This is a genomic window from Phytohabitans sp. LJ34, assembly GCF_052068095.1.
In the GTDB taxonomy this organism is placed as follows: Bacteria; Actinomycetota; Actinomycetes; order Mycobacteriales; family Micromonosporaceae; genus Phytohabitans.
The window spans coordinates 203,054-227,996 of record NZ_JBQHDG010000010.1; the positions used below are offsets into that span (position 1 = coordinate 203,054).

General features: G+C 72.3%; 24 protein-coding genes. 8 read left to right on the plus strand and 16 right to left on the minus strand.

What is annotated here, in order from left to right; translation table 11 throughout:
- Window positions 1-204 precede the first annotated feature (204 nt).
- The 3 genes from ACTMTJ_RS19730 to ACTMTJ_RS19740 are packed head-to-tail and all read left to right on the plus strand — an operon-like array spanning window position 205 to window position 2,612.
- On the plus strand, window positions 205-1,734 hold the full coding sequence (locus ACTMTJ_RS19730; RefSeq protein WP_441218599.1) for an alpha/beta hydrolase: 1,530 nt from the start codon (window positions 205-207) through the stop codon (window positions 1,732-1,734).
- Between the two features lie 51 nt (window positions 1,735-1,785).
- Entirely contained in the window at window positions 1,786-2,379 is a 594-nt protein-coding gene (locus tag ACTMTJ_RS19735; protein WP_441218601.1) for a DUF2975 domain-containing protein, read from the plus strand.
- On the plus strand, window positions 2,379-2,612 hold the full coding sequence (locus ACTMTJ_RS19740; protein WP_441218603.1) for a helix-turn-helix domain-containing protein: 234 nt from the start codon (window positions 2,379-2,381) through the stop codon (window positions 2,610-2,612). Before ACTMTJ_RS19735 ends, ACTMTJ_RS19740 begins: the two co-directional genes overlap by 1 nt.
- 180 nt (window positions 2,613-2,792) lie before the next feature.
- Here ACTMTJ_RS19740 and ACTMTJ_RS19745 read toward each other — a convergent pair whose 3' ends face one another.
- The gene (locus ACTMTJ_RS19745; RefSeq protein ID WP_441218605.1) at window positions 2,793-3,968 is read right to left on the minus strand and encodes a cellulose binding domain-containing protein; all 1,176 of its coding nucleotides are present in this window, start codon (window positions 3,966-3,968) and stop codon (window positions 2,793-2,795) included.
- A gap of 257 nt (window positions 3,969-4,225) precedes the next feature.
- Here ACTMTJ_RS19745 and ACTMTJ_RS19750 point away from each other — a divergent pair, with 257 nt between their 5' ends.
- Both ACTMTJ_RS19750 and ACTMTJ_RS19755 read left to right on the plus strand, forming a co-directional pair.
- Window positions 4,226-4,681, plus strand: a complete 456-nt coding sequence (locus ACTMTJ_RS19750) for a DUF2690 domain-containing protein (protein WP_441218607.1) — start codon at window positions 4,226-4,228, stop codon at window positions 4,679-4,681.
- 91 nt (window positions 4,682-4,772) lie between these two features.
- The gene (locus ACTMTJ_RS19755; RefSeq protein WP_441218609.1) at window positions 4,773-5,765 is read left to right on the plus strand and encodes a DUF5937 family protein; all 993 of its coding nucleotides are present in this window, start codon (window positions 4,773-4,775) and stop codon (window positions 5,763-5,765) included.
- Here ACTMTJ_RS19755 and ACTMTJ_RS19760 read toward each other — a convergent pair.
- The 6 genes from ACTMTJ_RS19760 to ACTMTJ_RS19785 form a co-directional block, all read right to left on the minus strand.
- Window positions 5,748-6,392 carry a hypothetical protein gene (locus ACTMTJ_RS19760; protein WP_441218611.1) on the minus strand — a complete coding sequence of 215 codons (645 nt, stop codon included), beginning with the start codon at window positions 6,390-6,392 and terminating at the stop codon, window positions 5,748-5,750. The genes ACTMTJ_RS19755 and ACTMTJ_RS19760 overlap by 18 nt on opposite strands.
- 11 nt (window positions 6,393-6,403) lie before the next feature.
- Window positions 6,404-8,563 (minus strand): glycoside hydrolase domain-containing protein, encoded by a 2,160-nt coding sequence (locus tag ACTMTJ_RS19765; RefSeq protein ID WP_441218613.1) that lies wholly within the window; start codon window positions 8,561-8,563, stop codon window positions 6,404-6,406.
- Window positions 8,564-8,704: 141 nt separating this feature from the next.
- Window positions 8,705-9,076, minus strand: a complete 372-nt coding sequence (locus ACTMTJ_RS19770; protein ID WP_441218615.1) for a nuclear transport factor 2 family protein — start codon at window positions 9,074-9,076, stop codon at window positions 8,705-8,707.
- On the minus strand, window positions 9,076-9,897 hold the full coding sequence (locus ACTMTJ_RS19775) for a VOC family protein (RefSeq protein WP_441218617.1): 822 nt from the start codon (window positions 9,895-9,897) through the stop codon (window positions 9,076-9,078). Before ACTMTJ_RS19775 ends, ACTMTJ_RS19770 begins: the two co-directional genes overlap by 1 nt.
- Window positions 9,894-10,313 carry an ArsR/SmtB family transcription factor gene (locus ACTMTJ_RS19780; RefSeq protein WP_441218618.1) on the minus strand — a complete coding sequence of 140 codons (420 nt, stop codon included), beginning with the start codon at window positions 10,311-10,313 and terminating at the stop codon, window positions 9,894-9,896. The genes ACTMTJ_RS19775 and ACTMTJ_RS19780 overlap by 4 nt, the downstream gene beginning before the upstream one ends.
- Before the next feature lie 54 nt (window positions 10,314-10,367).
- Window positions 10,368-10,745 carry a nitroreductase family deazaflavin-dependent oxidoreductase gene (locus ACTMTJ_RS19785; protein WP_441218620.1) on the minus strand — a complete coding sequence of 126 codons (378 nt, stop codon included), beginning with the start codon at window positions 10,743-10,745 and terminating at the stop codon, window positions 10,368-10,370.
- A gap of 51 nt (window positions 10,746-10,796) precedes the next feature.
- Here ACTMTJ_RS19785 and ligD point away from each other — a divergent pair, with 51 nt between their 5' ends.
- A complete protein-coding gene (gene ligD / locus ACTMTJ_RS19790) occupies window positions 10,797-12,374 on the plus strand; it encodes a non-homologous end-joining DNA ligase LigD (RefSeq protein WP_441218622.1) in 1,578 nt (525 codons plus the stop codon).
- 4 nt (window positions 12,375-12,378) lie between these two features.
- On the opposite strand, the gene ACTMTJ_RS19795 is transcribed toward ligD, so the two are convergent.
- From ACTMTJ_RS19795 to ACTMTJ_RS19835, 9 genes are read right to left on the minus strand one after another with little or no spacing between them, the layout of a single operon-like run.
- The gene (locus ACTMTJ_RS19795; RefSeq protein ID WP_441218624.1) at window positions 12,379-13,470 is read right to left on the minus strand and encodes a DUF4185 domain-containing protein; all 1,092 of its coding nucleotides are present in this window, start codon (window positions 13,468-13,470) and stop codon (window positions 12,379-12,381) included.
- Between the two features lie 18 nt (window positions 13,471-13,488).
- Window positions 13,489-14,235 carry an SDR family NAD(P)-dependent oxidoreductase gene (locus tag ACTMTJ_RS19800; RefSeq protein WP_441218626.1) on the minus strand — a complete coding sequence of 249 codons (747 nt, stop codon included), beginning with the start codon at window positions 14,233-14,235 and terminating at the stop codon, window positions 13,489-13,491.
- Complete coding sequence (locus tag ACTMTJ_RS19805) at window positions 14,232-15,185, minus strand: hypothetical protein (protein WP_441218628.1); 954 nt, start codon at window positions 15,183-15,185, stop codon at window positions 14,232-14,234. The genes ACTMTJ_RS19800 and ACTMTJ_RS19805 overlap by 4 nt, the downstream gene beginning before the upstream one ends.
- Window positions 15,182-16,396, minus strand: coding sequence for an enolase C-terminal domain-like protein (locus ACTMTJ_RS19810; protein WP_441218629.1), 1,215 nt, complete (start codon window positions 16,394-16,396; stop codon window positions 15,182-15,184). The genes ACTMTJ_RS19805 and ACTMTJ_RS19810 overlap by 4 nt, the downstream gene beginning before the upstream one ends.
- Entirely contained in the window at window positions 16,393-19,419 is a 3,027-nt protein-coding gene (locus ACTMTJ_RS19815; protein ID WP_441218631.1) for a glycoside hydrolase family 38 C-terminal domain-containing protein, read from the minus strand. Before ACTMTJ_RS19815 ends, ACTMTJ_RS19810 begins: the two co-directional genes overlap by 4 nt.
- Window positions 19,420-19,434: 15 nt before the next feature.
- Complete coding sequence (locus ACTMTJ_RS19820) at window positions 19,435-20,241, minus strand: carbohydrate ABC transporter permease (protein WP_441218633.1); 807 nt, start codon at window positions 20,239-20,241, stop codon at window positions 19,435-19,437.
- Window positions 20,238-21,179 carry a carbohydrate ABC transporter permease gene (locus ACTMTJ_RS19825; protein WP_441218635.1) on the minus strand — a complete coding sequence of 314 codons (942 nt, stop codon included), beginning with the start codon at window positions 21,177-21,179 and terminating at the stop codon, window positions 20,238-20,240. The genes ACTMTJ_RS19820 and ACTMTJ_RS19825 overlap by 4 nt, the downstream gene beginning before the upstream one ends.
- Complete coding sequence (locus ACTMTJ_RS19830) at window positions 21,179-22,447, minus strand: ABC transporter substrate-binding protein (RefSeq protein WP_441218637.1); 1,269 nt, start codon at window positions 22,445-22,447, stop codon at window positions 21,179-21,181. Before ACTMTJ_RS19830 ends, ACTMTJ_RS19825 begins: the two co-directional genes overlap by 1 nt.
- The gene (locus ACTMTJ_RS19835) at window positions 22,447-23,172 is read right to left on the minus strand and encodes a FadR/GntR family transcriptional regulator (RefSeq protein WP_441218639.1); all 726 of its coding nucleotides are present in this window, start codon (window positions 23,170-23,172) and stop codon (window positions 22,447-22,449) included. Before ACTMTJ_RS19835 ends, ACTMTJ_RS19830 begins: the two co-directional genes overlap by 1 nt.
- 109 nt (window positions 23,173-23,281) lie before the next feature.
- Between ACTMTJ_RS19835 and ACTMTJ_RS19840 the strand changes: the two genes are divergently transcribed.
- Together ACTMTJ_RS19840 and ACTMTJ_RS19845 are read left to right on the plus strand one after the other, a co-directional pair.
- On the plus strand, window positions 23,282-24,004 hold the full coding sequence (locus ACTMTJ_RS19840; protein ID WP_441218641.1) for a FadR/GntR family transcriptional regulator: 723 nt from the start codon (window positions 23,282-23,284) through the stop codon (window positions 24,002-24,004).
- Window positions 24,005-24,008: 4 nt separating this feature from the next.
- On the plus strand, window positions 24,009-24,893 hold the full coding sequence (locus ACTMTJ_RS19845; RefSeq protein WP_441218643.1) for a helix-turn-helix domain-containing protein: 885 nt from the start codon (window positions 24,009-24,011) through the stop codon (window positions 24,891-24,893).
- Window positions 24,894-24,943 lie beyond the last annotated feature (50 nt).

Genomic DNA, 24,943 nt, shown 5'->3' on the forward strand with positions numbered 1-24,943 from the left:
CCCCCTATGGGGGGCCTGAAGTACCACGATCTCTTTCGGCGCGAGCGATGACCATGGGCCGCGCGGTGCTCGCGCTGTCGACGAGCCCGGCTGGCCCCCGCCGTGAGGCGGGGGTCGCACCCCGCGCGACGGGTGCCGGCGGGGGTCGCACAACCGTTCTGCGGCACGACGGAAAGTCCACTTTGTCCGCATAGCGTTTGAGGCATGGTTCGCACCTTCCTCCGCCGCACCGCCGGCGTCACGCTGCTGCTCCTCGCGCCCCCGCTCGCCCTCGGTGCCGGCGCCCTCGCCTTCCTCGGCACCGCGCTCGCCACCTCCGCGATCCCGCTCCTCGCCGCGGCCGGCCTGGTCGCGCTGACCGGGATCGCGTTCCTGGTCGCGTGGCCGGCCTTCGCCCTCCTGGCCGGACGGCGCGCGACCGTCCCGACCACCCCGACCACGACGACGGCCGGACGACGCGCGACCACCCCGACCACGACGACGGCCGCTCGGCGCGCGGCCGCGACGACCGCCGCGACCGTCCCGAGCACAACGACCGGCCCGACCACGACGACCGGCCCGACCGGGATGACCGCCGCGACCGTCCGGACCTGGGCGGCGGGCGGCCCGACCACCGTGTCGGGCGGCGCGGACCGCGGGAGCACCGCGCGGCGGCGAGCGCGAGCGGCCCGGGCGGCGGCCGTGCTCGCGGGGGTCCTCGCTCTCGCCACCGCCGGCCTCGCCACCGTGACCGTCTTTCGGCCGCTGCCCACCGGCACCGCCGCACCCGCGCCGGCCGGCACCCGCTACTGGGACCTGCCGACCGGCTCCCGCCTCGCGTACGCGATGGAGCCCGCCCGCGGCACCCGCCGCCCCACGCCGGTCATCGTCCTCCACGGTGGACCGGGCACGCCGGGCGACGGCATCGACGGCATGGACCGGGCGCTGGCGGCGGACGGGTTCGACGTGTACGAGTACGACCAGCTCGGCGCCGGCCGCTCCACCCGGCTCGCGGACCCCGAGGGGTACACCGTCGCCCGCCACGTCGCCGACCTCGATGCGGTGCGCCAGGCGATCGGCGCGGAGCGGGTGATCCTGATGGGCGCGTCGTGGGGTGCCACGCTGGCCGCGTACTACCTCGCCGCCCATCCCGACCGGGTGGCCCGCGTGGTGTTCACGTCGCCGGGCGCGCTGTGGGAGGGCGCGTTTCCGGACGGGAAGACCGGTGACATCTGGGACAAGCTGACGCCGGCGCAGGAGGACGAGATCGACGCGCTGGCCTACCGGCCCCGGTTCCTCGCCGCCACCCTGCTCCAGGGCCTGAATCCGCGCGCCGCGCACGCGCTGCTCACCGACGCCGAGGCGGACCAGATGCTGCGCCAGATCCTGGAGACCGCCGCGCCGGCCGCGCAGTACCCCGGCGCTCCCCCGCTGACCCCGCCGGCCAACGCGCCCGGCTTCTGGGTCAACCAGTTCACCAGCACGGACGCCGAGACGGTCGCGGACCCGCGGCCGGCCCTGCGCGCGGTACACGTGCCCGCGCTGGTGGTGCGCGCGGAGGGCGACTACAAGAAGTGGGCCGTGACCTACGACTACAAGCGCACGCTCCCCGAGTCCACGCTGGTGTACGTGAAGGGCGCCGGCCACGCGGTCGCCAGCGACAAGCCCGTGTTGTACGAAGGCCTGGTGCGCGCGTTCCTGCTCGACCGGCCGCTCCCCCTGCCGGCGTGGAAGTCGGCCGACCCGCCCCGGTGACTTGACAGCGGCCGCCTCCCTTATCGACTATCGATAAGGGAGGTGTCCCGTATGACCATCCAGCAACGCGTGGCCCGGCTGCACTGGCTGGGCCTGCTGTGGATCGGCCTGGTGGCCGGGCTGCTCTTCGTCGGCGTGGCGGCGGTGGTCCAGGTCGTCACGGCACCCAGCGCCCAGTTCACCGTGTGGGTGCCGCTCGACCAGGCCGGCCGGCTCGCGGGGCCCGACCGCCTGCCCGACGGGATGAGCGTCGACGCGTCCGCCCACGTGCGGGCGCTGGTCGAGGAGCCCACCGCGACCCAGTCCCTGTTGCACGTGGGCACGTCGCTGCCCACCAAGTGCGTGGTCGCCGCGATGCTGCTCCTGCTGGTGCGGATCGTCCGCCAGGCCCGCCGGGGCGACCCCTTCACCGCCGGCAACGTGCGGCTGCTGCGCCAGCTCGGCGCCACCGTCATCATCGGCGGCATCGCCGCGGACGTGGTGGAGGCGCTGGCGTTCAAGGCCCTCGTCGGCCCGATCGTCGACGGAGCGGCCGGCGGTTTCGTGTGGAGCGGCTGGTGGCTGGTCGGCGTCGCGTTCCTGGCGATCGCCGAGGTGGTCAGCCGCGGCCTGCGCATGCGGGTCGAGCTCGACGGCGTGATCTGATGCCGCCCGAGGAGGACCACCGCGTCGAGGTACATCTCGACAAGCTGCTCGCCGACCGCGGCATGAGCCTGACCGAGCTCTCCGCCCAGGTCGGCATCACGCTCGCCAACCTGTCGATCCTCAAGAACGGCCGGGCCCGCGCGATCCGCTTCAGCACGCTGACCGCGCTCTGCGAGGCGCTCGACTGCCAGCCCGGCGACCTGCTCAAGATCCGCCCGGCGCCCCGCCGCTGAGTAGAGGTTCGCGCGCCGGGCCGGGCTGACCCGACCACCGCCTCCGACGACGGCGGCGTCGTGCGGCAGGAGCGCAACGCGGGGCCGCGTCTACGCGGACTGCCGCACCCGGGTGCGGCGACGACGTCGGCCACCGTCCATGTTGGAGGCGTCCGCACGGTGCCGTGACAGGCACACGCCTCAGGCGGTGACCACGCACCCGGTGCCGTTGAGGGTGAACGCGCCCGGCGCGGCGTTGCTACCCGTCCACGTCCCCTGCATGCCGAACGTGACACTGCCGCCGACCGGGATGTTCCCGTTCCAGTCCTGATGCTGCGCGGTGACGAGCGCGCCGGTCTGCGTCGCCCGGGTGCTCCACGCGGACGTGATCCGCTGGTCGCCGGGGAACGTGAACGTCAGCGTCCACCCGTTGATCGCCAGCGACGTGCTGGCGTTGCGGATCGTCACCGAGGCCACGAAGCCGCCGGTCCACTGTGACTGGTTGGTGTACGTGACCGTGCACGCCCCCGGAGTCACCGGCGGGCTCGTCGAGGTGTTCGGGAAGCCCGCCACGTTGACGCTGTTGGACGCGGCCGACAGGTTGCCCGCCGCGTCCCGCGCCCGCACGTAGAAGACGTTGCGCCCCACCGAGAGCGGCACCGTGTGCGTGGTGCCCGTGACGGTGGCGACGAGCCGCGAGTTGAAGAGCCCGTCGAAGCTGTACACGTCGTACCCGGTCACGCCCACGTTGTCGGTCGACGCGGTCCAGTTGAGCTGGGCGGTCGAGCCGGTGGGCGCGCTGACGGCGGTCAGGCCACCCGGCGCGGACGGCGGGACGGTGTCGCCGGTGTCGGTGTTGGGCGTGACGACGGTGACCGTGTTCGACGTCGCCGAGCGGCGGCCCATGTCGTCCCGCGCCAGCACCGAGAACGTGTACTGCTTCGTGCGCGTGATGCTCGCGGTGACCGTCGCTGTCGTCACGTTGCCGACCTGCTGAATCCAGACGATGTCGTTGAACGCCTGGTAGTACGTGATCTCGTAGCCGGCGATAGGGCAGCAGCCGCGCGTCGAGGCGGTCCAGCTCAGCGTCACCGACCCGGTCGTCACCGCGGTGGCCGTCAGGTTGGACGGCGGGCCCGGTGGAAACGGCGAGATCGGCGGCAGGCTCGGCGTGGGCGACGAGGCCGTCGGCGAGACCGGCGGCAGGATGCTGCCGCTGGGCAGCCAGGTGTCCATGGCGGCCGCCGCCCGCGACGTCGCGCTCGCCCCCGGCATCGCGACGACCAGCGCCGCGAACGCCGCCGCCGGCAGCAGGGTCGCGGCCAGCAGAGCCGGCAGCAGACGACGGGTGACCACAGTGGAGCGCAGGCCTCGCATCCTCCGACAATGCGTCACCCATCGACACCCGTCAAGGTCGCCCCTTGAGCTTCACTAGAACGCTCTGGTCGGAGGAGACGGAGCGCTGCCGACCGGGTGCGCCACCCCGGTGCCGCCGAGCCCGGTGACCACGTCACCGCGCCAGTCTGGCAGCCGGGTCCGACACTTCGGCCTCGGTTTAAACGTCTTGTCCTCCGTATTCACGGATCGCGATGCTGTCCGCGCTGAGGTAACCACCAGGCGTATCGGAGGGAATCATGGTCCTGACCGGGGTAAGACGGCGGGCCGTCGCGTACCTGGCGATGGTCGTGATGATCGGCGCCGTGGCGCCGGTCGTGGCCGCGCCGCCCGCGCTCGCGCAGTGCTACGGGTGCGACGGGGTCAACCCCCAGACTAACGGGTGCACGGGGGCGGAGCCGGTGCGCGAGTTCACCGCGGCCAAGACGGGCATCCGCGTCGAGCTGCGCTTCTCCGGCGCCTGCGGCGGGGCCTGGACCCGCCACACGCAGCCGGGCAACGCGCGGTACGGCACGACGACGTTCCTCCAGTCCAACGACGGCCAGATTTTCTACACGCACCCGATCGGCCACAGCTCCCAGGAGTGGACCCCGATGGCGCGCTGGACCCGCACGCTGCGGGCCTGCTACGGGTACGGGTACGAAGGTCCGGATTGGAACGACTACGACGTGTTCGAGTGCACTTCCTGGTGGTGATGGCCTTTCGGACGACTGCCGGGTCTGGGCGCCGTACACATACACTCACGTCAGTGCGCGCGAGATAGCTGGGCGTCGACGGGGGGCCGACGTGATCCGCATCTACTTCACGCCGGACGACATTGGCCGGGTCCGGGTCGCCGGCAGTCCGGATCCCTTGTGGGAGACGGTGTTCAGCCTGTTTCGCCTGCGCCGCCCGGGACCCGCGCCGGTGTTCGGGCGGTGGCGGGCACACGCGCTGCGGGCCAGCCGGCGGGCCGACCTCGAGCTGCTGCTCCCGCTCGTGCAGTTCGGCTACTATCCCGACTTCCTGACCCCGGCCGAGGGCCGGCACGGGCTCCCGGCCGGGCTCGACGCGGTGCTCTCCACGCCGGTGTCCCGGCTGCGCACCGACATGTCCGCGCTGGCCCGGCTCGGCCGCCCGACGCCGGCCTGGATGCGCCGGCTCGCCGAGGGCGACCGGGAGACGCTGGAGCGCCTCGCCGGGGCGATCCGCTCGCACCATGCGGCGGTGGTCGAGCCGATCTGGCCGGAGGCACGGGCCGCCGTGGAGGCCGACCGGTCCCGGCGCGCGCGGATCCTGCTGGAGGAGGGCTGCGAGGGCCTGCTGCACAGCTACCGGCCGATGATGCGCTGGCGGCCCCCGGTGCTGGAGATCGACGTGCGGTACGAGCAGTCGCTGCACCTGGCCGGCCGCGGCCTGCTGCTCGTGCCGTCGTACTTGTCGTGGGACTCACCCGACGTCCTGCGCGATCCCACGCTGCCGCCGGTGCTGGTCTACCCGGTGGAAAACGAGGTCCGGCTCGGCCTGGGCCGGCGCGCCGCGGACACCGACCTGACCGCCCTGATCGGGCAGACCCGCACGTCGGTGCTGGAGTCGATCGGCGAGGGGCGCACCACGTCGGAGCTGGCCCGCCACGTTGGCGTGAGCGTGGCCTCGATCAGCCAGCACACCGCGGTGCTGCGCGAGGCCCGGCTGATCCACAGCAGCCGGGCCGGCAAGGCGGTGTTGCACACGATCACCCCGCTGGGCGCGGCGCTGCTGGGCGCCGCGCCCGCTCCCCCGTCAGCGCGGGCGGGGTAGCTTCCGGGCCTTCTCCCGGCGCTCGGGCGTCGCCGGGTCGGCCACGTTGCCCGCCGTCTGGGCGGTGAACACGGCCTGGCTGCTGGTGTCGAGCCGCCCGGCGACACGCGCCAGCGTCCGGTCCCCGGGGCGGGCGGCGATCTGGAAGTGCGACGCCTTCGCCGGCGTCAGGTCACCGCCCCACACCACCGTGCCCTCGCAGTCGACGAGGATGTCCCGCACGATCACCTCGTGGTACGGCCACAGCCCCTCGCTGCCGCCCACCGGGTACGCGGTGGGGTGCAGCGCGACGGCCGTGCCGGAGAAGTAGTTGGACTCGTAGGTCGCCCGCACGGCGCGCTTCGCGGTGTAGCCGGCGACCCCGCCGCCCTCCCCCGTGTCCAGCGGCGCGATCTCGTAGTGCCAGCGGCGCGCGACGTGCAACAGCACCGCCGCCACGACGCCCTTGCGCAGGGCCACCGAGGCCATGGAACCTTCGATCCGGTACCTGGCGATGGCGGCCGGGTCGATCCGCCAGCCGTTGGCGGAGGTGCTTCCGGCCGGGGCGGCGTGGGCCGCCGCGGCGGGCACGAGAGCGAGTGCGCCGGCACCGGCGGTGGCGCTGAGAAGAGTGCGTCGGCTGATCATTCATGACCTCACTAAGCGGTGACGAGGGTGGACACGCCGGGGTCGGCGCCCTGCCGCCAGACGTCGTGGTCAAGGCCCCAGCCGGGCTGGAACTCGAACTCCCGGATCTGGTTGAACGCCCAGTTCTCCGGCATCGGGAAGCCGAGGTTGCCGGAGAAGCCCCATGACATGCCGGAGACCAGCGACCAGCGGGCGCCGACCTCCTCCGCGATGCGGCTGCACACGTTGCGGGAGCCGTACGTGCCGAAGGTGTACCGGTTGCCCAGCTCGGCGAGCGCGGCCTTGACGCCCTGGAAGTACGGCTTGACGTTGCTGTCGATCTCGGCGTCCATCGCGTCGTAGTCGACACCGAAGTAGATGCAGGTGCCCGGCGGGATGCGGTGCTCGACGGCCTTCTGGTGCGCCTTCGTGCCCTGGTCGTACCCCTTGTCGAAGGTGAAGTTGGCGAGCTGCCGGCCGTTGTACTGGAAGAGCGGGAAGAAGCGCAGGCCGGCGTTGAGGATGGTCTGCGGTTCGCCGGGCTTCAGCGCCTTGCCGAGGTAGTACGGGTCGGTCGGCGGGAGGTGCTCGTCGAGGTACCGGCCCACGATCCGGTAGCCGGCGGCGTACAGCTGGGCGCCGCGCGTGGCGGTGATCTCGGTGATGCAGTCGCAGCCGGTGGCGGGCCGGGTCGTGTCGCCGGAGGAGACCAGCAGCTGCGCCCAGGTGGTGTAGTCGTTGGTGCCCGTGATCGGAATCTGCGAGAAGTCCTGGAAGGCGCGCACCCAGCCGATGTGGGTGCCGGTGCCGACGTCGGTGCCGATGTCGCTGGCCAGGTAGCTCAGCGGCGTGTAGATGTTGCCCTCGCGCACGTACGTCGGCGAGTTGAAGTAGCACGCCGACCGGAAGATGTAGCGCAGGTCGCCGGTGAGCGTGCCGGAGCCCCGCCCCCGCAGCCCGGCCTGGGTGCCCGGCCCGAAGTTGCCGTTGATGGCGTTGACGTCCAGGCCCAGCTCGTACTGGAGCCCCATCATCAGGCCTTGCTGGACGTCGCGGGAGTAGATGCCGTCGCAGGGCACCAGGCTCATCGCGGGGATGCCGACGCTGGCGACGTAGCGGACGTTCAGGCGGCGTTGGATCTTCTGGATCTCCGGGTCGGCGCCGGGCACGAGGCGGAACTGGTCCATCCGCATCAGCGCCTTGACGATGTGCGGCCACATCTTCTGCCGCATCGTCGCGTCCGCGTAGGAGAGGCCGGCGTGGCCGTACAACGTCTCCAAGGACTCCTGCGAGTCGCCGGTCCACTGGCCCTGGTCGACCGACGCCCAGTAGCCCTTGGCGAACAGCGCGCCGTTGTACAGCCGGATCAGGTTGCCGTTGGTCTCCTGGTTGGGCAGCTTGTTGCGGGCCTTGACCGCGTTGAACGTGCCCGGCCCGAAGTTCTGCACGGTCGGCGAGATGCCCAGCTCGTGCTGGAGCCCCTGGGTGAAGGAGAGCACCGTGGACCAGCCGGTGCGCCCGTTCTCCGGGCACCAGACGTATCCCGGCGCGACGCCGGCGTAGGTGGAGTTCACCCAGCGCTGCGCCTTGTAGACGTGCAGGTCGCCGACCCCGATCCAGGGCGCGGCGGGGTCGATCGTCGAGCCCTCCTTGGCGTACATCAGCATGTTTCCCGGGCACACCGTCGCGGGGTTCTCGAAGGAGTGCGGCAGGATCCGCAGCCCGGTCGGGCGCGGCGCCTCGGTCCGCAGGTGCTGGATGAGCGCCCGGAACGTGCGCAGCAGCGGCTCGTTGGCGGTGTGGTTGGTCTGCATCAGCGCGCAGATGGAGTAGAACCCGGTGTTGCGGCCGACCTCACCGACGTAGCCCGGTGAGTTCGCCTCGCCCCGCTCGTAGCCCCGGCCCTCGTAGATGTTGCCGTGCTGGCAGACGAAGAAGTTGTAGGCGACGTCGCCGTTGAACTCGTCGTCGGACACGTGGTCCATGTAGACGTTGGCGATGTCCTCCAGGCAGTCCTCCTCCGTGACGTAGTCGCCGCCGCCGAGCGGTGCCGGGCCACGGTGGTGGATGAACACGCCGACGGTCGGGTTCCAGGGGTTGGCGCTGGGCACGGGGTCCGAGGCGGCGTGCACCCGGTGCATCGGGTCGACGTACTCCGACCAGGTGACACGCTTGTGGATCGTCACGGGCATGGTGCCGAGGATCCGGCGCGCGGGAGCGGCCCGGCAATAGGTTTCAGGCGAGGCTGAAACGTGCCCGTCCGCACGATCGGGGTCAGCACCAGCGCGGCGGTTGGACGCCGCTCCGCGACGCCTGGGAGAAGTACAGCCGAGCTACCCGACCGGTGACTTCTGGCTGAAGGCGCAGCGCCACCGCGCCGCCACCCGCACGTAGACCTCGCTGATCCACTCGTCGGCCGTGTACGCCACGCCGTCCCAGGTGCCCGAGCTGGCCTTGCGCGCCGAGACGACGACGGTGTCGTCACCGACCCGCGCCACCCGCTCGGCGCCCACCGCGCCCATGCTGTGGTGTGCCAGCCGCCCCGACGCGATCCAGCCGATGATGTCCGCCTTCGGCGTGACGCCATCCGGTCCGACGTAGACCCAGTCGTCGGTCAGGTAGCCGGCGATCCGCGCCGCGTCGTTGCCCACCAGCGCCTCGTCGCGCACGGCGGAGAAGGCGCGCACCTCGTCTTCGATCGTCATCACGCCTCCGCGGCCGCACGCATGGAGGGCGACGCCTGCACGAACGTCCAGCGGTGCCCCTCGACGTCCGCCGCGACGTACGACCGGAACCCGTGCTGTGTCACGCCGGTGACGATCGTCGCGCCGCGCGCGGTCGCGTGGGCGAGGTGCGCGTCGAGGTCGTCCACGTACACCCAGACGGTGTGCGAGACCGGCTCGGGCGCCGGCTTGCCGTCCGCGGGGAAGAGCAGCACCGCCCCGTCGCCCACGTGCAGCTCGATCCACGATGGACGCTCGCCCTCGCCCGGCACGCGGTCCCACGACCGCAGCCCGAAGGCGTCCGCCAACCAGCGCGCGGCGGCCGGCGGATCCTGGTAGTACAGGCCGACAGCGAGCCGGCCGAGCCGCCGCGGCGGCGGATCGGTGTGGCGGACGCGGCACCACGACACCAGCCAGTGCAGGACGTTGGGCCAGAAGAGCGCCGCCTCGTCGACGTCGCCGCCAGGCAGCACCGAATGCTCGACCCGCACCCGCGTGCCGCCACCGTCCGCCTCGAAGCGCACATCCACCTCGGTGGCGTCGACGCTGCTGCGGTAGACCAGCCGCCGCCCCGGCTCCCACACGGTGACGCGGCCGAGCTCCAGCACGCTGGCGTCGTCGTAGACCTCCAGCACGCGGCCGCCGACGCCGGGCTCGATCCGCCGGCTCAGCGCCCGCCCGAAGTCCCAGGCGTTGATCGGCCCGGGCACCCACCATCGGTCGATCTCCCCGGTGAACGCCTCGAACGCCACCGCCGGATCCACATCCACGTGCACCGACGCCGTAGCGGACCTCGCCGTCATCCCCGCTCCCCCTCGCCTCCGGCGGCCTCGCGGTGCCGCGTGCCCCGACCTTCGACGTGCCGCCTGCCCTGGCCGTCGACGTGCCGCCTGCCCTGACCTTCGACGTGCCGCTTGAACGAGCCGAGCTGCTCCGTCCAGTGCGCCTGCACCTGGTCGAGCCAGGCCCGCAGCGCCACCAACGACTCCGGCCGCAGCCGGAACACCCGCAGCCGGGCGTCGTCGGCCACCCGCTCGTCGGACACCACACCGGCGGCCAGCAGGATCCGCAGGTGCCGGCTGACCACGGGCGCCGAAACGCCCGCCGCCTGCGCCAGCTCCCCCGCCCGCCGCGGCCGCTCCCCGAGCAGCTGCACCACACGCCGCCGCGTCGGATCGGCCAACACCGCGAACAGCTCGTCCACCTGCTCGCCACTCACCCTCTAATAGTTCACGCCAGCGCTAACTATTGTCAACGGTCGCGCCCAGATCGGTCAGGGGGCGGGGCGGAGGTGGAGGAAGTCCTTGACGCCGATCGCGGCCAGGATGGGGCGGACGGGCAGCGGGACCGCCTTGCGGGTCGGGTCGTGGACCAGGCGGGGGTCGGTCAGGCGCACCGGGTGGCGGCGGATGTCGATCTGGCAGCCGCCCGCCGCGAGCACGTTGCGGGTCCAGTCGCCGACGCCGTAGGTCAGCGCCACCACGTACCCGTCGGGGGTCTTGAAGACGTTGACCGGGGTGCGGTATTCGCGGCCGCTGCGGCGGCCGTGATGGACCACGATGCCGAAGCCGGGCAGCACCTGGGCGAGCGGGCCGAGGACCCGGTTGCTCACCACCCTGTTGATCCTGGCCAACCGCCGAGGTAGAACCACCCGCCCACCATACGCGCGGTAGCCGCCGTCGTGGTTGGGTAAAAAGGATCCATGGGTACGCTCGCCGAGTACCGGCGCAAGCGCGACTTCGCCCGGACGCCCGAGCCCTCCGGCGACGGTGGCGGGCCTGAGCCGGGCGCGCCGCGGTTCGTCGTGCAGCGGCACCGGGCGCGGCGCCTGCACTACGACTTCCGCCTGGAGGTCGACGGCGTGCTGGCGAGCTGGGCGGTGCCCAAGGGCCCGACGCTCGACCCGAAAGCCCGGCGCGCCGCCTTCCACGTCGAGGACCATCCCATCGAGTACATCGACTTCGAGGGCATCATCCCGTCGGGTGAGTACGGCGGCGGCGACGTCATCGTGTGGGACGCCGGCACCTGGCGCCCGGCCGAGGGTGTCGAGGATCCGGGGCGGGCGCTGGCCGGCGGCGAGCTGCACCTGGACATGTTCGGCGAAAAGCTGCGCGGCCGCTTCGTGCTGGTGCGCACCGGCAAGGACGGCGACCGGGAGCGGTGGCTGCTGCTGCACAAGAAGGACGAGTTCGCGCGGGGTGGCTGGGATCCGGAGGACCACCCGCGGTCGGTGCTGAGCGGCCGCACCAACGACGAGGTCAAGGCCGATCCGGAGCTCATGTGGCGCTCCGACCAGCCGGCCGCCCGCGCCGCCGTGCCGCTCAAGGCTTCCGCCGACCCGGCCGGCGACGAGGCGCTGCGCGAGCTGGACGAGCTGCGGCCCGCCGGCGGCGTGTGGCACGTCTTCGGCCGCCAGCTCAAGGTGACCAACCTCGACAAGGTGCTGTTTCCGGGCGAGCCGCCGGTCACCAAGCGGGAGCTGCTCGCGTACACCGCCCGGATCGCGCCCACCGTGCTGCCGTACCTGAGGCGGCGGGCGCTCAACATGCACCGCTTCCCGAACGGCGCGCAGACGAAGGGTTTCTGGCACAAGGAGCTGCCCCACCACGCGCCGGAGTGGCTGCCCCGCTGGGACAACCCGGACGCCGACCCGGGCGAGACGCGGACCTACCTCGTCGTCGACGAGCCGGCCGCGCTGGTGTGGGCGGCCAACTTCGGGGCGCTGGAGTGGCACGCCTGGACCTCCACGGTGGACCGTCCGGACCGTCCCTCGTGGGCGCTGATCGACCTCGACCCCGGCGAGGACACCGGTTGGGACGACATCCTGACGCTGGCCCGCCTGCACCGCACCGCCCTGGAACACGTGGGTGTGCGCGCCGGGCCGAAGGTGACCGGGCGGCGGGGTATCCAGATCTGGGTGCCGATCGCCCAGGGCCCGGACTTCACGGCCACCCGCGCCTGGGTGGAGAAGCTGTCGCGCGCCGTCGGCGCCGTGGTGCCGGACCTGGTGAGCTGGAAGTGGGAGAAGAGGGACCGGGAGGGCAGGGCGCGGCTCGACTACACGCAGAACGCGGTCAACAAGACGCTCGTCGCGCCGTACAGCCCGCGGCCGGCGCCGGGCGCGCCGGCGTCGGCGCCCATCGACTGGGATGAGCTCGACGACCCCGCGCTGCGCCCGGACGCCTTCACGATCCGCTCCATAGTGGATCGGGTCGCGGAGAGGGGTGACCTCTTCCGCGACCTGCTCGACCACCCGCAGAAGCTGCCGCGGCTCGACTGACGGCTCAGGCCAGCGTCACGTCGACGAACCGTCCACGGTAGATGGTGACGTCCCGGTACAGGTCGTCGCCGTTGAAACTGTTCACGTTGTACGACACGAGCAGGCGCCGGTCGGTGCTCAGCTCCGGGTGCACGTGCGGGTTGTACGTGTACACGTTGGCGTTGCCGTACGTGCCAAGCGCGCCCGTCTCCGGCGTGGTGTAGAGCAGCGTCTTGCCGGTGAACGGACCGGTGGGGCTGTCCGCCACGTACCCGACGATCTTCGCGCTGAACAGCTCGGTGGTGTCCTGCGTGACGAGCAGCCACTTGCCGCGCCACGGGGTGACGCTGTACTCGTTGCTGACGCCCTCGATGACCCGCGCCGAGTCGGCCTCGGCGGTGGACCAGCCGGAGCCGGTCCAGAACTGCCACGGGCCGCGCAGGTCCCGCCCGGCCACCCGGGCCACGTGCATGTACTTGCTGGCGCCCCGGTCCTCGACGCCGTACACGTACAGGTGGTTGCCGATCGGCTGGAGCCACGCGGCCCAGGTGATCTCGGCGCCGGAGGGCAGCGGCCGCAGGTCGATGACGCGGTTGAGCCGGCCCGTGGACATCCGCGCGACGTGGGTGCCCATCCAGGCGAAGTCCCACGGCCCGGTGCCGGTACGGCCGAACTCGACGACAGTCTGGTGGAGCACCCCGCCGACCGCGATGCCGGCGCCGATCCAGTACCAGTTGTCCCCGCTTGCCGGGGCGAGCAGCGTGGTCGGCTCGTCGCGGGTGCCGCCGTGCACGGTGGTGAGCCGCTGTCCATCCTGGACGATCATCGAGTTGCGCAGGAACGGCGTGTCCAGCGGCCGGCTGAGGTCCGGGTTGACCGGGCCGAGGAATGTGTCCGAGTACATCCACAGTCGACGGCCGCCGGGCAGCGGTGTGGAGTAAGTGCTGTCCGCGCCGGTCCAGCCGACACCGGAGTTGCCGTAGGTGTTGAAGAGGGTGTTGAGCGCGGTGTTCGGGGTGCCGGTGGCGGCGGATGGCGCCGCGGAGGCGGGGCGGGCGGACAGCACGGTGAGCGCGGCCGCGCCCGCCGCACCACCGAGGATGGTGCGACGTCGCATGGTTCTCCTATCCGAAACCTAGGAAGGGGGGAGCGATGCGGGGTTGACGGCGAGGAGGCCGCCGTCGACCCGGTACTCGGCGCCGGTGACGAACGACGCCCGGTCGCTGGCGAGGAAGGCGACCACCTCGGCGACCTCTTCGGGCCGGGCCACCCGGCCGAGCGGGTGGCTGCGCCCCCACTGCGCGACGGTCTCGTCCACGGTGGACTCACCGCGGAAGAGGTCGGCCGCCCAGCGGAGCATGGGAGTGTCGACGGAACCCGGGCAGACGGCGTTGACCCGGATCCGGTCGGCGGCGTGGTCGAGCGCCATCGACCGGACGAGCGCGTTGATGCCGGCCTTGCTGGCGGCGTAGGCGGCGACGCTCCGCTGGGAGACGAACGCCTGCACCGACGAGACCGCCACGATCGCGCCTCCGCCCCGGGCGCGCAGGTGCGGGACGGCCGCGCGGCCGGCGAGGTAGACGCCCTTGAGGTTGACGTCGAGCACCTCGTCCCACAGTGCCTCGGAGGTCTCCTCGACGGTGCCGTACCGCTGGACGCCGGCGCTGGTGACGAGGATGTCGAGCCCGCCGAAGCGCTCGACCGCGGTGGCGACGAGCCGCTCCATGTCGGCGGCGACGGTCACGTCCGCGCGGACGCCGTCACCGTCGACGTCGCCGTAGACGACGGAGGCGCCGGCTTTCGAAAGGCGGGCGACCACCGCCGCGCCGATGCCCTTCGCGCCGCCGGTGACCACGGCCACCTTGCCGTCGAACTCGCTCATGGCAACACCTCCACGGACCAGTCGAGGGACAGCGACGACAGCGGCGCCAGCGTGAGCGCCGAACCGTTCGCGACCGCGGTCGGCAGCCCGTCGGTCGGGTAGCTGGAGAAGGGTTCGACCCCGACGACGTACGCCTGGCCCCACCACGGGTAGTCGGTGGTGTCGCCGAGCTCGTGCCAGAGCCACAGGTACGGCAGCACGGTCGCGTCCCACTCGACCCGGACGCCCGGGCCCGAAGGCCGGCGCAGCGAGAACCATCCGTCGTCGAACCCGGTGAGGTAGACGACGTCGCTGGGCGCGCCCGGCTCGGGTATCACCGACAGGTCGACGGTGCCGCCGCCGGGGGTGGGTACCACCGGCCACGGATAGGGGCCGCCGGGCGCGACGGCGCGCCGGGGCGGGTTGATGGTGGACTCGTGCGGGATCACCCGCACACCGTCGGGCAGCGTGAGCCGCGCGCCCGGCACGAGGAACGGCTCCCCGAAGGCGAGGTGCTGACCCCACATCGCGTGCACCTCGACCGGGGCCTCGTTCTCCAGGGTCTCCGACACGACGAGGCGCGCGCCGTCGAGGCGCAGCACCTTCGAGACCCGGAACGGCGTGCGCTTCGCCGCCACGGACAGGCGCACGCCGTCGTCGAGCGGCACGCACTCCCACGGCAGCGCCGCCACCTCGCCGTGCTGGTCGAGCACCGCACCCCGGTACGTCGCCGGCGCGCCCCCGTTGGGCAGGACCTCCTGCCAGCCGCCCGGATACGTGTCGAAGAAGTCCGCCGACGGCGGCTCCGGCCAGCCACGCCGCGGCGAGCGCCAGGTGAGGTCGAGGTCGAGCGGCTTGTGCCGGAACTCGACCACGTGTCCACCGTGGAGCAGCACGGTGACGCGCAGCACGTCGTTCTCCAGCCGCACGGCCGGCACGTCGCGGACGATCACCTCGGTGGCCCGGGTCACGAGGGGTCCGCCCACCGGTCGTTCGGCACGAGGGGGTACCAGCCGGGCCGGGCCGGGTCGCGGTCGTACGGGTAGCCGCCGAGCTCCTTGTACAGCTCGGCGTAGCGGGCCACCCGCTCGCGGTCGAGCCGCACGCCCAGCCCCGGCCCGTCCGGCACGGCGATGGTGCCGTCCACATAGGGCAGCTTGCCGCCGGCGACCACGTCGTCGCGCAGGTGGTGGTAGTGCGCGTCGGCGGCGTGCGTGAGGTTGGGCAGGACGGCACCGAGGTGCAGCATGGTGGCGAGCTGGATGCCCAGCTCTCCGGAGGAGTGCACGGCGACGCCGAGCTGGAACGTCTCGCACACCGCGGCCGCCTTGACGCACGGGCGGATGCCGCCCCAGAACGTCGTGTCGAGCAGGATCACGTCGACGGCGGGATCGCGCACGTTGGTGGCGAGCTGCTCGAAGTTGACGACGACGGTGTTGGTGGCGAGCGGGATGCCGAGGTCGCGCAGCTGCCGCATCCCGTTCAGGCCCCAGGTCGGGTCCTCGAAGTACTCGTTGGGCAGGTCACGGATCGCCTCCCCGAAGCGCCGCGCCTCGGCCACCGAGAGCGAGCCGTTGGGGTCGTACCGGAGCCGGTCGCCGGGCGGCAGGGCGGCGGCGAGCGCGCGGTAGCACGCCAGCTCGTACTCCGGCGGGAAGACCCCGCCCTTGAGCTTGTGGACGGTGAAGCCGTGCTCCTCCTTCAGCGCCAGGGCGTGCGCGACGAGCTGCTCCGGGGTGCGCACGTCACCCTCGCCGGACTGGTTGGTGAGGCGGAAGAACAGGTACGACGCGAACGGCACCCGGTCCCGCAGCTTGCCGCCGAGCAGGTCGTACACGGGCACGTCGAGGTGCTGGCCGATCAGGTCGAGGCAGGCGAACTCGATGGCGGCGAGCAGCTGGGTGCGGTTGTTGTAGAGGCTCGCGGTCGGGTTGGCGATCGCGAACCGGAGCGCCTCCAGGGCGAACGGGTCGTGCCCGACCAGGTACTCGCGGAGGCCGCGGATCGCCTGCTCGGCGCTCTCTCCCCCGCCGCCCAGCTCGCCGAGCCCGACGAGGCCGTTGTCCGCCTCGACCTCCACGATGGTGCGCACGAAGCGGCCCCAGTGCGCCCCGTTGGAGTGCCGCAGCGGCGCTTCGAGCGGCACGGTCACGGTGGTGGCCCGGATGTCGACGATCTTCACGACCGCGCCCTGTCGATGGCGACGGCGACGAAGCCCCCGGCCGGCACGGTCACGGTCGCGGTACCGTCCGAGACGGACAGTGGGGCGAGGGAACGCTCCAGGCTCGTGCCCACGAAGGCCGCGCGCATCCCCGGAACGGTCAGCGACACGGCCGCCGGATCGCCAGCCGCCGACGCCAGGTACACCACCAGGTCGTGGCCGCGCCGGGACGGGCCGATCGCGGCCACCCGCACCAGTGGATGGTCCACTGTGGCCCAGCGCCCGTCCGGTGGTGCCGCCGCGCCGGTCCCGGTCGACGGCACGGCCACGAACGCGTCGGTGAACCCGGCGGCGACCGCCTGCCCCAGCTCGCGGGGTGAGGCCCCGGCCGCCGACCCGATCGCGTACCGGAAGGTGGTCTCCCCCTGCTGCTGTGCGGGGAAGTTGGTGTCCCAGATGTTGTTCATCGCCCAGGAGTAGACGGTGCCCGGCTCGGCCGGCTCGGGCGCGATGGTCGGCGGAAACGGCGCGTACGGCAGGTAGATGTCGCCGAACATGACCAGCGGCGCGTGCAGCGTGGCCCAGGCGGCGGTCACCTCCCCGTCGTCGAACGCGACCCAGTGCCGGATCGGCGTCATGTGGTGGGCCGCGCCGGGCACGGTGGGCGCGTCGCCGCCGCCGACGCCGCCGGTCAGCTCCCAGGCGACCGGTGCCGGCATCGCGAACGGGAACGCGAAGAAGACGCTCTCCTTGGCCGGCGCGCCTTCCTTGTAGAGCCGGTTGGTGACGTCGACGCGCGCGACGCCGGCGGTGAGCGTGACCGTGGTGCGCAGCCACCGGGCGCCGTCCGCGTCCAGCTCGACCTCGAGGGTTTCCCCCACCGCCGTGCGGGTGGCGCGGACCAGCGAGGCCCGGCGCCCGATCGACCGCCCGGCCAGCAGGGCCAGGTCGCCGTGGGGTGCCTCGACGTGGCCGGAGAGGTGGTTGACGTGCGGGGCGGTCGAGTACCGCTCGTGCACGTACTGGTTCATGCCCGCGTACGCGGCGGCGTTGACCAGCTCGCGCCCGGCCCGCTTGTCGAACACGGACGTGAGCGTGCCCTCGCGCGGGTCGACGCTCACCCGGTAGTACTCGTTTTCGATCTGCCAGCCGTCCAGCTCCTCGGCGACCGCGGGGCCGGTGCCGGCGACCACGTCGACGCGGGCGTGACCGACCGCCGGCACGCCGGCGAGCACGAACGACAGGCGCCGCCCGGCCGGCCGGGTCGGCCAGTCCTCGGAGCGCACGGCCTCCTCGTGGTGCGGCACCGCCGAGCCGGTGCGGGCGTCCACGATGGACACCTGCTGGTCGAGCGGGACGACGCTGGCCGGCAGGAAGACCTCCGCGAGGTCGGTGCGGTCCGCGGGACCGAGGTTGGCGACGAGGTACGAGGCGAGCGCGCCGCCGGCCGCCGCGAACCGGGCGCCGAGCCGGTGGGCCCCGGCGTGCCGCAGGTCTTCGGCGTCGTCCGCGCCGGAGTACGCCATCTCGCACTTGCGCGCCCACTGGAGGCCACCGGAGTCGAAACCATCCTCGTGGTCGTGCCACGGGTTGGCCGCGCCCCAGGTGTGCTCGTCGAAGAGGCCGAGCTTGTCGTAGACCGCGTCCACTTCGGACGTCGCGGGCGTGCCGGCGAGCGTGTGGAGCGTCTCGGCGTGGCGGACGGCGTGCTGGGCCCGCCGGGCGTACCCGAGCGGCCGGGCGCCGGAGCCGAGTCCGTCCGCCCACCAGTCGGTCCAGTCTCCACTGTGCTCGGGGATGGCGTCGCCGATCCGCTCCTCGGCGTCCTCGAAGAACGCGCTGTTGGTCGACATCCGCAGCTTGGGCCAGGCGTAGGTGGCGTTCCACTCGCGGACCACCGACGGCGGCACGATCGACGGGCCGGCGTTGTCCGCGTTGCCGCCCTGTACGCGCAGGTGCAGCACGTCGTGCGGGTACGGCGGCTTGTGCAGCTCGACACCGTCGAGTCCGCTCCAGCCGAACGCCTCCTTGCGGTACGGCACCGGGCGGTGGGCCAGGGACCACAGGTAGCCGGGCAGCAGCGACGACGCGGCGGCGAAGCTCTCCGCGAGGCCGACGACGTTGCCCTCCATGTACGCCATGCCGTGCGCGGTGTCGGTGAACCAGACCAGCACCCGCTCGCCGGCCGGCGACCGCCACCAGAAGGGCCGGCCCAGGTCCTGCCCGCCGGTGAGGAACGGCACCGAGCGGCCGGCCCAGTTGTGCGCCGCGGACAGGTACCGCACGCCGCCGGCGGCGAGCGCGTCGACGAAGCCGACCACGGCGCCGGGCACGTCGGTGTGCATCGCCGACGTGACGGGGATGCCGTGCCGCTCCCGCAGGTCGTCGGTGAACCGCAGCATCCGGTGCAGCTCCTCCACCGAGCAGGCCTCGGTGTGCAGCTGGAACGGCATCGCGGTCACCTCGACGCGCCCGGCGCGGGCCAGCCCCACGAACCGGTCGACGGCGGCGGCGTCGCGGGAGTCGAGCCAGCGGCGCACCGGCAGCGCCGACTCGACCGTCCACCGGAAGCGCGCCTCGTCCGGCCAGTCGTCGGTGGCGGCGGCGAGGTCGAGCGCGGAGTCCAGGTACTCCAGGTGGTTGCGGAGCACCACGCCCTGCCGGTCGGTGTAGCCGATGTCGAGGTGCGAGTGGTGTACGACGTGGACCGTCCACTTGCGCTGCGGCGTGACGACGAGCTCCGCCTCGCCGATCCCCTCGACCGCGACGGTGAACGTGCGCGGCGCGTCCACTTCGGGCACCCACAGGTCGGTGCCGGCGGCGGCCCGGTCGACGAGCGTGTCGCCGTCGCGGACGCTCACCGTGGCGCCCTCGGGAGCGCCGGTCACCCGCACAGCCTGCCGCGACGGGTCCGCCCGGAAGAGGGGCAGGCAGGCGACCCGCACGTCGCCCGCCACGGCGGTGGCGCCGGCGGCACGCAAGGTGGCGCGCATGTCGTCGTAGCCCGGCGAGCCGAGGCTCGCCCGCAGCAGCCGACTTGTCAAGGTGGGACTCCTTCGTCAGTACTGGCCCAGGGTCAGGCCCCGGGCGAAGATGCGCTGGGCGCCGAGGAACACGAGCACGGTGGGCAGCGACATGACCAGGCCGGCGGCGAGCACGACCGGCACCGTCGACCCGGAGTAGGCGCTGGAGAGCGAGGAGAGCGCCGTCATCACCGGCCGCACGGTCTCGTTCTGCGACAGGGTGAGGCCGAAGAGCAGGTCGTTCCAGACGAACGCGAACTCCAGGATCGCCACCGCGCTCAGCGCCGGCACGGCGAGCGGCAGGTACACCCGCCAGAAGATGCGCCACACCGACGCGCCGTCGACGCGGGCCGCCTCGTAGATGGTGTACGCGACGCCGGTGAAGAAGCTGCGCATGACGAGCGCGGCGAGCGGCACGCAGACCGCCGTGTAGACGAGCACCAGGCCGAGCCGCCGGTCGTACAGGTCGGCGCTGCTGTAGCTGATGAACAGCGGGATCACCAGCATCTGGATGGGGAAGATGGTGCCGCCGAACAGCAGCATGAACCACCAGAAGCCGGCCTTCAGGCGCAGCACCACGATGGCGAAGCCGGCCATCGCACCGACGACCACCGCGGCGAGCGGCGAGACCGCGCTGTAGAGCAGCGTGCTGAGGATGCTGGGGCCGAGCCCGGCGGCGTCCCAGGCGAGCTTGACGTTGTCGAAGAAGCCGAAGTCCGCGTCCGGCACCCAGATCCGGTCCGCGTCGTACTGGGTGCTGGGCCGGAAGGCGTTGACCAGCAGCAGGTACACCGGGATCAGCCACACCAGACCCATGGCGCCGAGGACGAGTCTGCGGATCATCCGAGGGCCTCCCGTGACTTGACCTGGCGGCGCAGGTAGGCCAGCGTGACCGCGCCCGTGGTGAGCGTCAGCACGAGCGCGACCGCGGAGCCGTAGCCGTACTCGCCGGAGACGAACGCGTCCCGGTACATCGTCACGGCGAGGGTCTCCGAGTTGCGGCCCGGGCCGCCCTGGGTCATCACCCACACGATGTCGAACGTCTTGAGGCTGGCCACCAGCGCCAGCCCGACCACGACCGTCGTGAGTGGAGCGAGCAGCGGCCAGGTGACGTGCCGGAAGAGCGACCAGCCGTTGGCGCCGTCGAGCCGGGCCGCCTCGAGCGGCTCCTTCGGGATCGACTGGAGGCCGACGAGGAAGAGCAGCGCGTTGACGCCGGTCTGCTGCCACGTCCAGGCGACGATCATGCCGAGGGTGTTCCACGGCTCCTCCTGGAGGAACGACGTCTCCGCCCCGGGCAGGTGCAGGAAGCCGAGGATGTCGTTGGCCGCGCCTCCACTCTGGAGGATGAAGCCCCAGATGACCGCGAGGCCGGCGCCGGACAGCGCGTACGGCAGCATGAACGGCAGCCGCAGCCAGGTGCCGCCCTTGATGCCGAAGCTGAGCACGGCCACCAGCAGGCCGAGGGCCACCGGCACGACCGTCGTGCCGACCACCCACATGAGCGTGTTGCGCAGCGAGGTGGTCAGGGCCGGGTCGTCGAAGAAGCGGGTGAAGTTGTCGATCCCGATCCACTGTGGCGAGTTGAGCCCGTCGTAGTCGGTGAAGCTCAGCACCACCGTGTAGAGGAAGGGCGCGTAGAGCAGCACGGCGACGAGGAGGACCGCCGGCGAGACGAAGCCCAGCGCACCCCACCGGGCCCCGCGATCACCGCGCTTGGCCCGCCCCCCGGCGGCCGGAGCCGCCGGGGAGTTGACCGGGGTCGCCGTGGCGACCGACATCAGCGGCCCTTCCAGTACTCGTCGGCCGCCTTCTGGATGTTCTCCAGCTGTTTCATGTAGCTGTCCGGCTTGACCATGAACGCGCCGAACGCGTCCAGCGCGGCGGTCAGCACCGGCGCGGGCGCGGCCTCGAAGTACCGGTTGGCGAGCGTGTACTCGCCGGCGCCGGCCGACTTCGCGATCGCGCTGAGCCCTGGGTCAGGGATGCTCACCTTGGGGTTGGCGGAGACGTCGCCGCGGCTGTTGGCCCACTTCTCCTGCGCCGGCTGCCGCACCCACCACTTCATGTAGTCGTCGCTGGCCTTGGTGTCCGGCGCCTTGGCGAGCGAGCACAGTGGACCGCTCTCGAACGCCATCGTCACCTTGCTCTGCGCCGGGTCGACGTTGGGGATCGTGAACATGCCGTAGTCGGTGCCGGGCTTGAGCCCCTGCTGGGTCATGCTCGTGTTGAACCAGGTGCCGAAGATGCCCATCGCGGTCTTGCCGGACTTGAGCTGGACGGCCGGGTCCTCCTTGCTACCCGCGTCGGAGAAGTAGCCGCCGTCGATCATCTGCTTCCACCGCTCCATGACGGCCACCACGCCGGGGTCGGTGTACTTGGCCTCGCCGGTCGCGAGCTTGTTGTACAGGTCCGGGTTGGTGCCGATCAGCAGCTGCTGGAACCACACGAAGCTGAACAGCACGGAGGTCTGGTAGAACGGCGTGACGCCCTTGGCCTTGAGCTTGTCCGCGTTGGACATCAGCTCCGCCCAGGTCGTCGGCGGCTTGAGGCCGGCCTCGTCGTAGACCTTCTTGTTGTAGAACATCACCCAGTAGGAGATGTTCAGCGGCACGCAGTACTGCTTGCCGCCGTACGTGTAGGTCTCCTCCAGCTCCTTGGAGAGGTCGCCGGCGGCGATCGCCTCCTTCCACAGGTCGGTCGTCTCGGCCACCTGCCCGGCCTCGACGATCTCCTGGAGCCGCCCGCCGGTCGACCAGGTGAACAGGTCCGGCTTCTCGTTGGTGCGGAAGGACGCCTTGATGAACGCCGAGTACGTCGGCTCGTCGGTGTAGCCGACCGGCGTCATGCCGATGCCGATCTGCTGCTTGCTCAGCTTGCCCAGTTCTTCGAAGAACGGGCTCCAGGCGCCCTTGTCGTTGTACAGCTTCAGCTCGGTCTTGCCGCCACCGCCGCCGCCGTTGTCGTCGCCGGAGTCGCCGCCACATGCGGTCAGCGCCAGCGACGCGGCGGCGACCAGAGCGGTGAGTACGCGTGCCCGCACGGACATCACCTTTCGTGAGATTCGTCGAGAGTGGACAGGCGGCGCGCGACCACGTCCGCCACGTCCTCCAGGTGTCGCCGCATCAGTCGAGTGGCCCGCTCCTCGGAGCCGGCCTCGATAGCGGCCAGGACGGACCGGTGCTCCTCGTGGTCACGGGACCGGTCGTCGAATATGTGCAGGATCTCGCGCTGCTCGCCGGCGTGCACCGAGAGCAGCGAGTCGAGCACTTCGTGCAGGATGCGGTGGCCGCTCGCGGTGGCGACGGCGCGGTGGAAGGCCATGTTGGCCTCGTGCAGCCGCGTGTCGTCCCCGGCCAGGTGCTGCTCCGCCGCATCGAGGGAACGGCGCAGCGCCGCCGTGGTGGCCGGGCTGCGGTGGCGCGCCGCCAGGCCGGCCAGGTACGGCTCGACCAGCAGCCGGGCGTCGAGCAGCTCGACGAGCCGCTCGGCGTCCAGGGTGGGCAGGTTGGGGTTGGCGATGACGACCCGGTCCAGCGCGGCGTTCACGTACATGCCGGAGCCGTGCCGGATGTCGATCGCGCCGGTGGCCTGGAGCTGGCGCAGCGCCTCCCGGATGGTCGGCGTCGCCACCGCGAAGCGCTCGGCCAGCACCCGCGCCGAGGGGAGCCGGTCGCCCGGCCCGAGCCCTTCCGTGCGGATGAGGTCGACGACGCGACCGATGAGCGCGTCGGAAAGGCTCCGGCGCAGCAACTCGTCGTCCGCTACCGTCACGACCCCTCCTCGCGGTATGTTTCCCACCTGTTAAAAGTGAGCAAGAGATTAGATGACTTGCTCACCTGGTGTCTAGACCTTGATCTCGAACCAGCGAGAGAATGAGCCCGTGTCCACCCCCATGTCCGTTTCGCGCGGCGCCGCGGCGCCCGTGGCCAGGCGAAAGCTCCTCGACGAGGTGACCGACCGGATCCTGGCCCACATCCGCGACGAGGGGCTGCGCCCCGGCGATCGCCTGCCGTCCAACCGGGCGCTCTCCGAGCGCTTCCTCGTCGCCACACCGACCCTGCGCGAGGCGCTGCGCCGCCTCGAGGCCACCGGCGCCGTCGAGATGCGGCACGGTTCCGGCGTGTACGTGCGCGCCGACCTGTCCCGGCTGATCATGGCGAACCCCAACCGGCTGCGCCTCGACGCCACCGCGATCCTCGACCTGCTGGAGGCGCGCGAGCTGATCGAGCCGCACCTGGCCGAGGCGGCCGCCCGGCGCGCCACCGACGCCCAGCTCGACGAGCTCGCCGCGAGCCTCGACCGGGCCGGGCGCTCACTTGGTCAGGACGCGGCGCTGCACGCCGCCAACATGGCCTTCCACCGCACGCTCGGCCGGCTGGCCGGCAACCCCGCGCTGGCCCAGGTGCTCGACTCGCTCATCGACCTGCACGACGAGGAGCAGCGGCACATCCAGGCGCTGTACGGCGACCGCGACCACGACCACCACGTCCACCTGGCGATCCTGGCGGCGGTGCGCGGGCGCACCCCGGTGAAGGCCCGCCGGCTGATGGTCGAGCACCTGCGCGACGTGCGGCGCGTGGTCACCCGGGCCCTGGAGGGGTAGGCGCGTGGGGTGGACCGACCTCCTGAACGCCGGACCGGGCGCCATCCGCCTCGGCCCGGTGGACGTCGACGTCTACCACTGGGCGGAGATGGCCGACACGGTCGTCAACCCGCCGCACCGCCACACGTACTACGAGGTGTGCTGGGTCGAGGACGGCACCGGCGAGTTCACCGTGGACGGCCGCACCCACGCGATCGGGCCGGGCTCGCTGCTGTTCGCGCGGCCGGGCGTACCGCACCGGATCGTCAGTCGCCGCGCGCCGGGCATCCGGCTCGCGTGGGTCGCGTTCCACCTGCGACTGTCCGAAGGCGACGGTGACGTCGCGGCGCTCTTCGAGGCGTTCGCCGGGTCGGCCCGGCCCCTCGCCCACGACGCACACGACCGGGTGGCCGCGCTGTGGGCGGCGCTGCGGGCGACCGGCGGCGGGCCGGCGCTGCCGGGCCAGGAGGCGGCCACCGCGGCGGTCGCGCGGGCGCTGCTCGTCGCGCTCGCCCAGGCGGGTGCGGAGAGCCTGCGGCCGCGGGCGGCCGCCGCGCCCGACGCGGGAGCCGCCGCGGTCCGGCTCGTCCTGCGGTACGTGCAGGACAACCTCGACCGCCCGCTGCCGGTCGAGGAGCTGGCCCGCCACGTGCACCTCTCGCCGCGGCAGCTCTCCCGGCTCTTCGCCGTCCACGTCGGACAGTCCCCGGCCGGATACGTGGAGCACACCCGGCTCGACCACGCGGCCGCCCTGCTGGTCCGCACCGACCTGCCGATCAAGCGGGTCGCGGCGGCGGTCGGCTACGGCGACGTGGCCGGCTTCACCCGCGCGTTCACCCGCCGGCTGGGCGCTCCCCCGGGCCGCTTCCGGGCCGCCGCCGACCTCCGGCCGGTGCTCTCCGTGTCCTGACCTGCCGATGTCCTGATCTGCCAATCAGGTGGCCGGCTGGTCCAAAGACG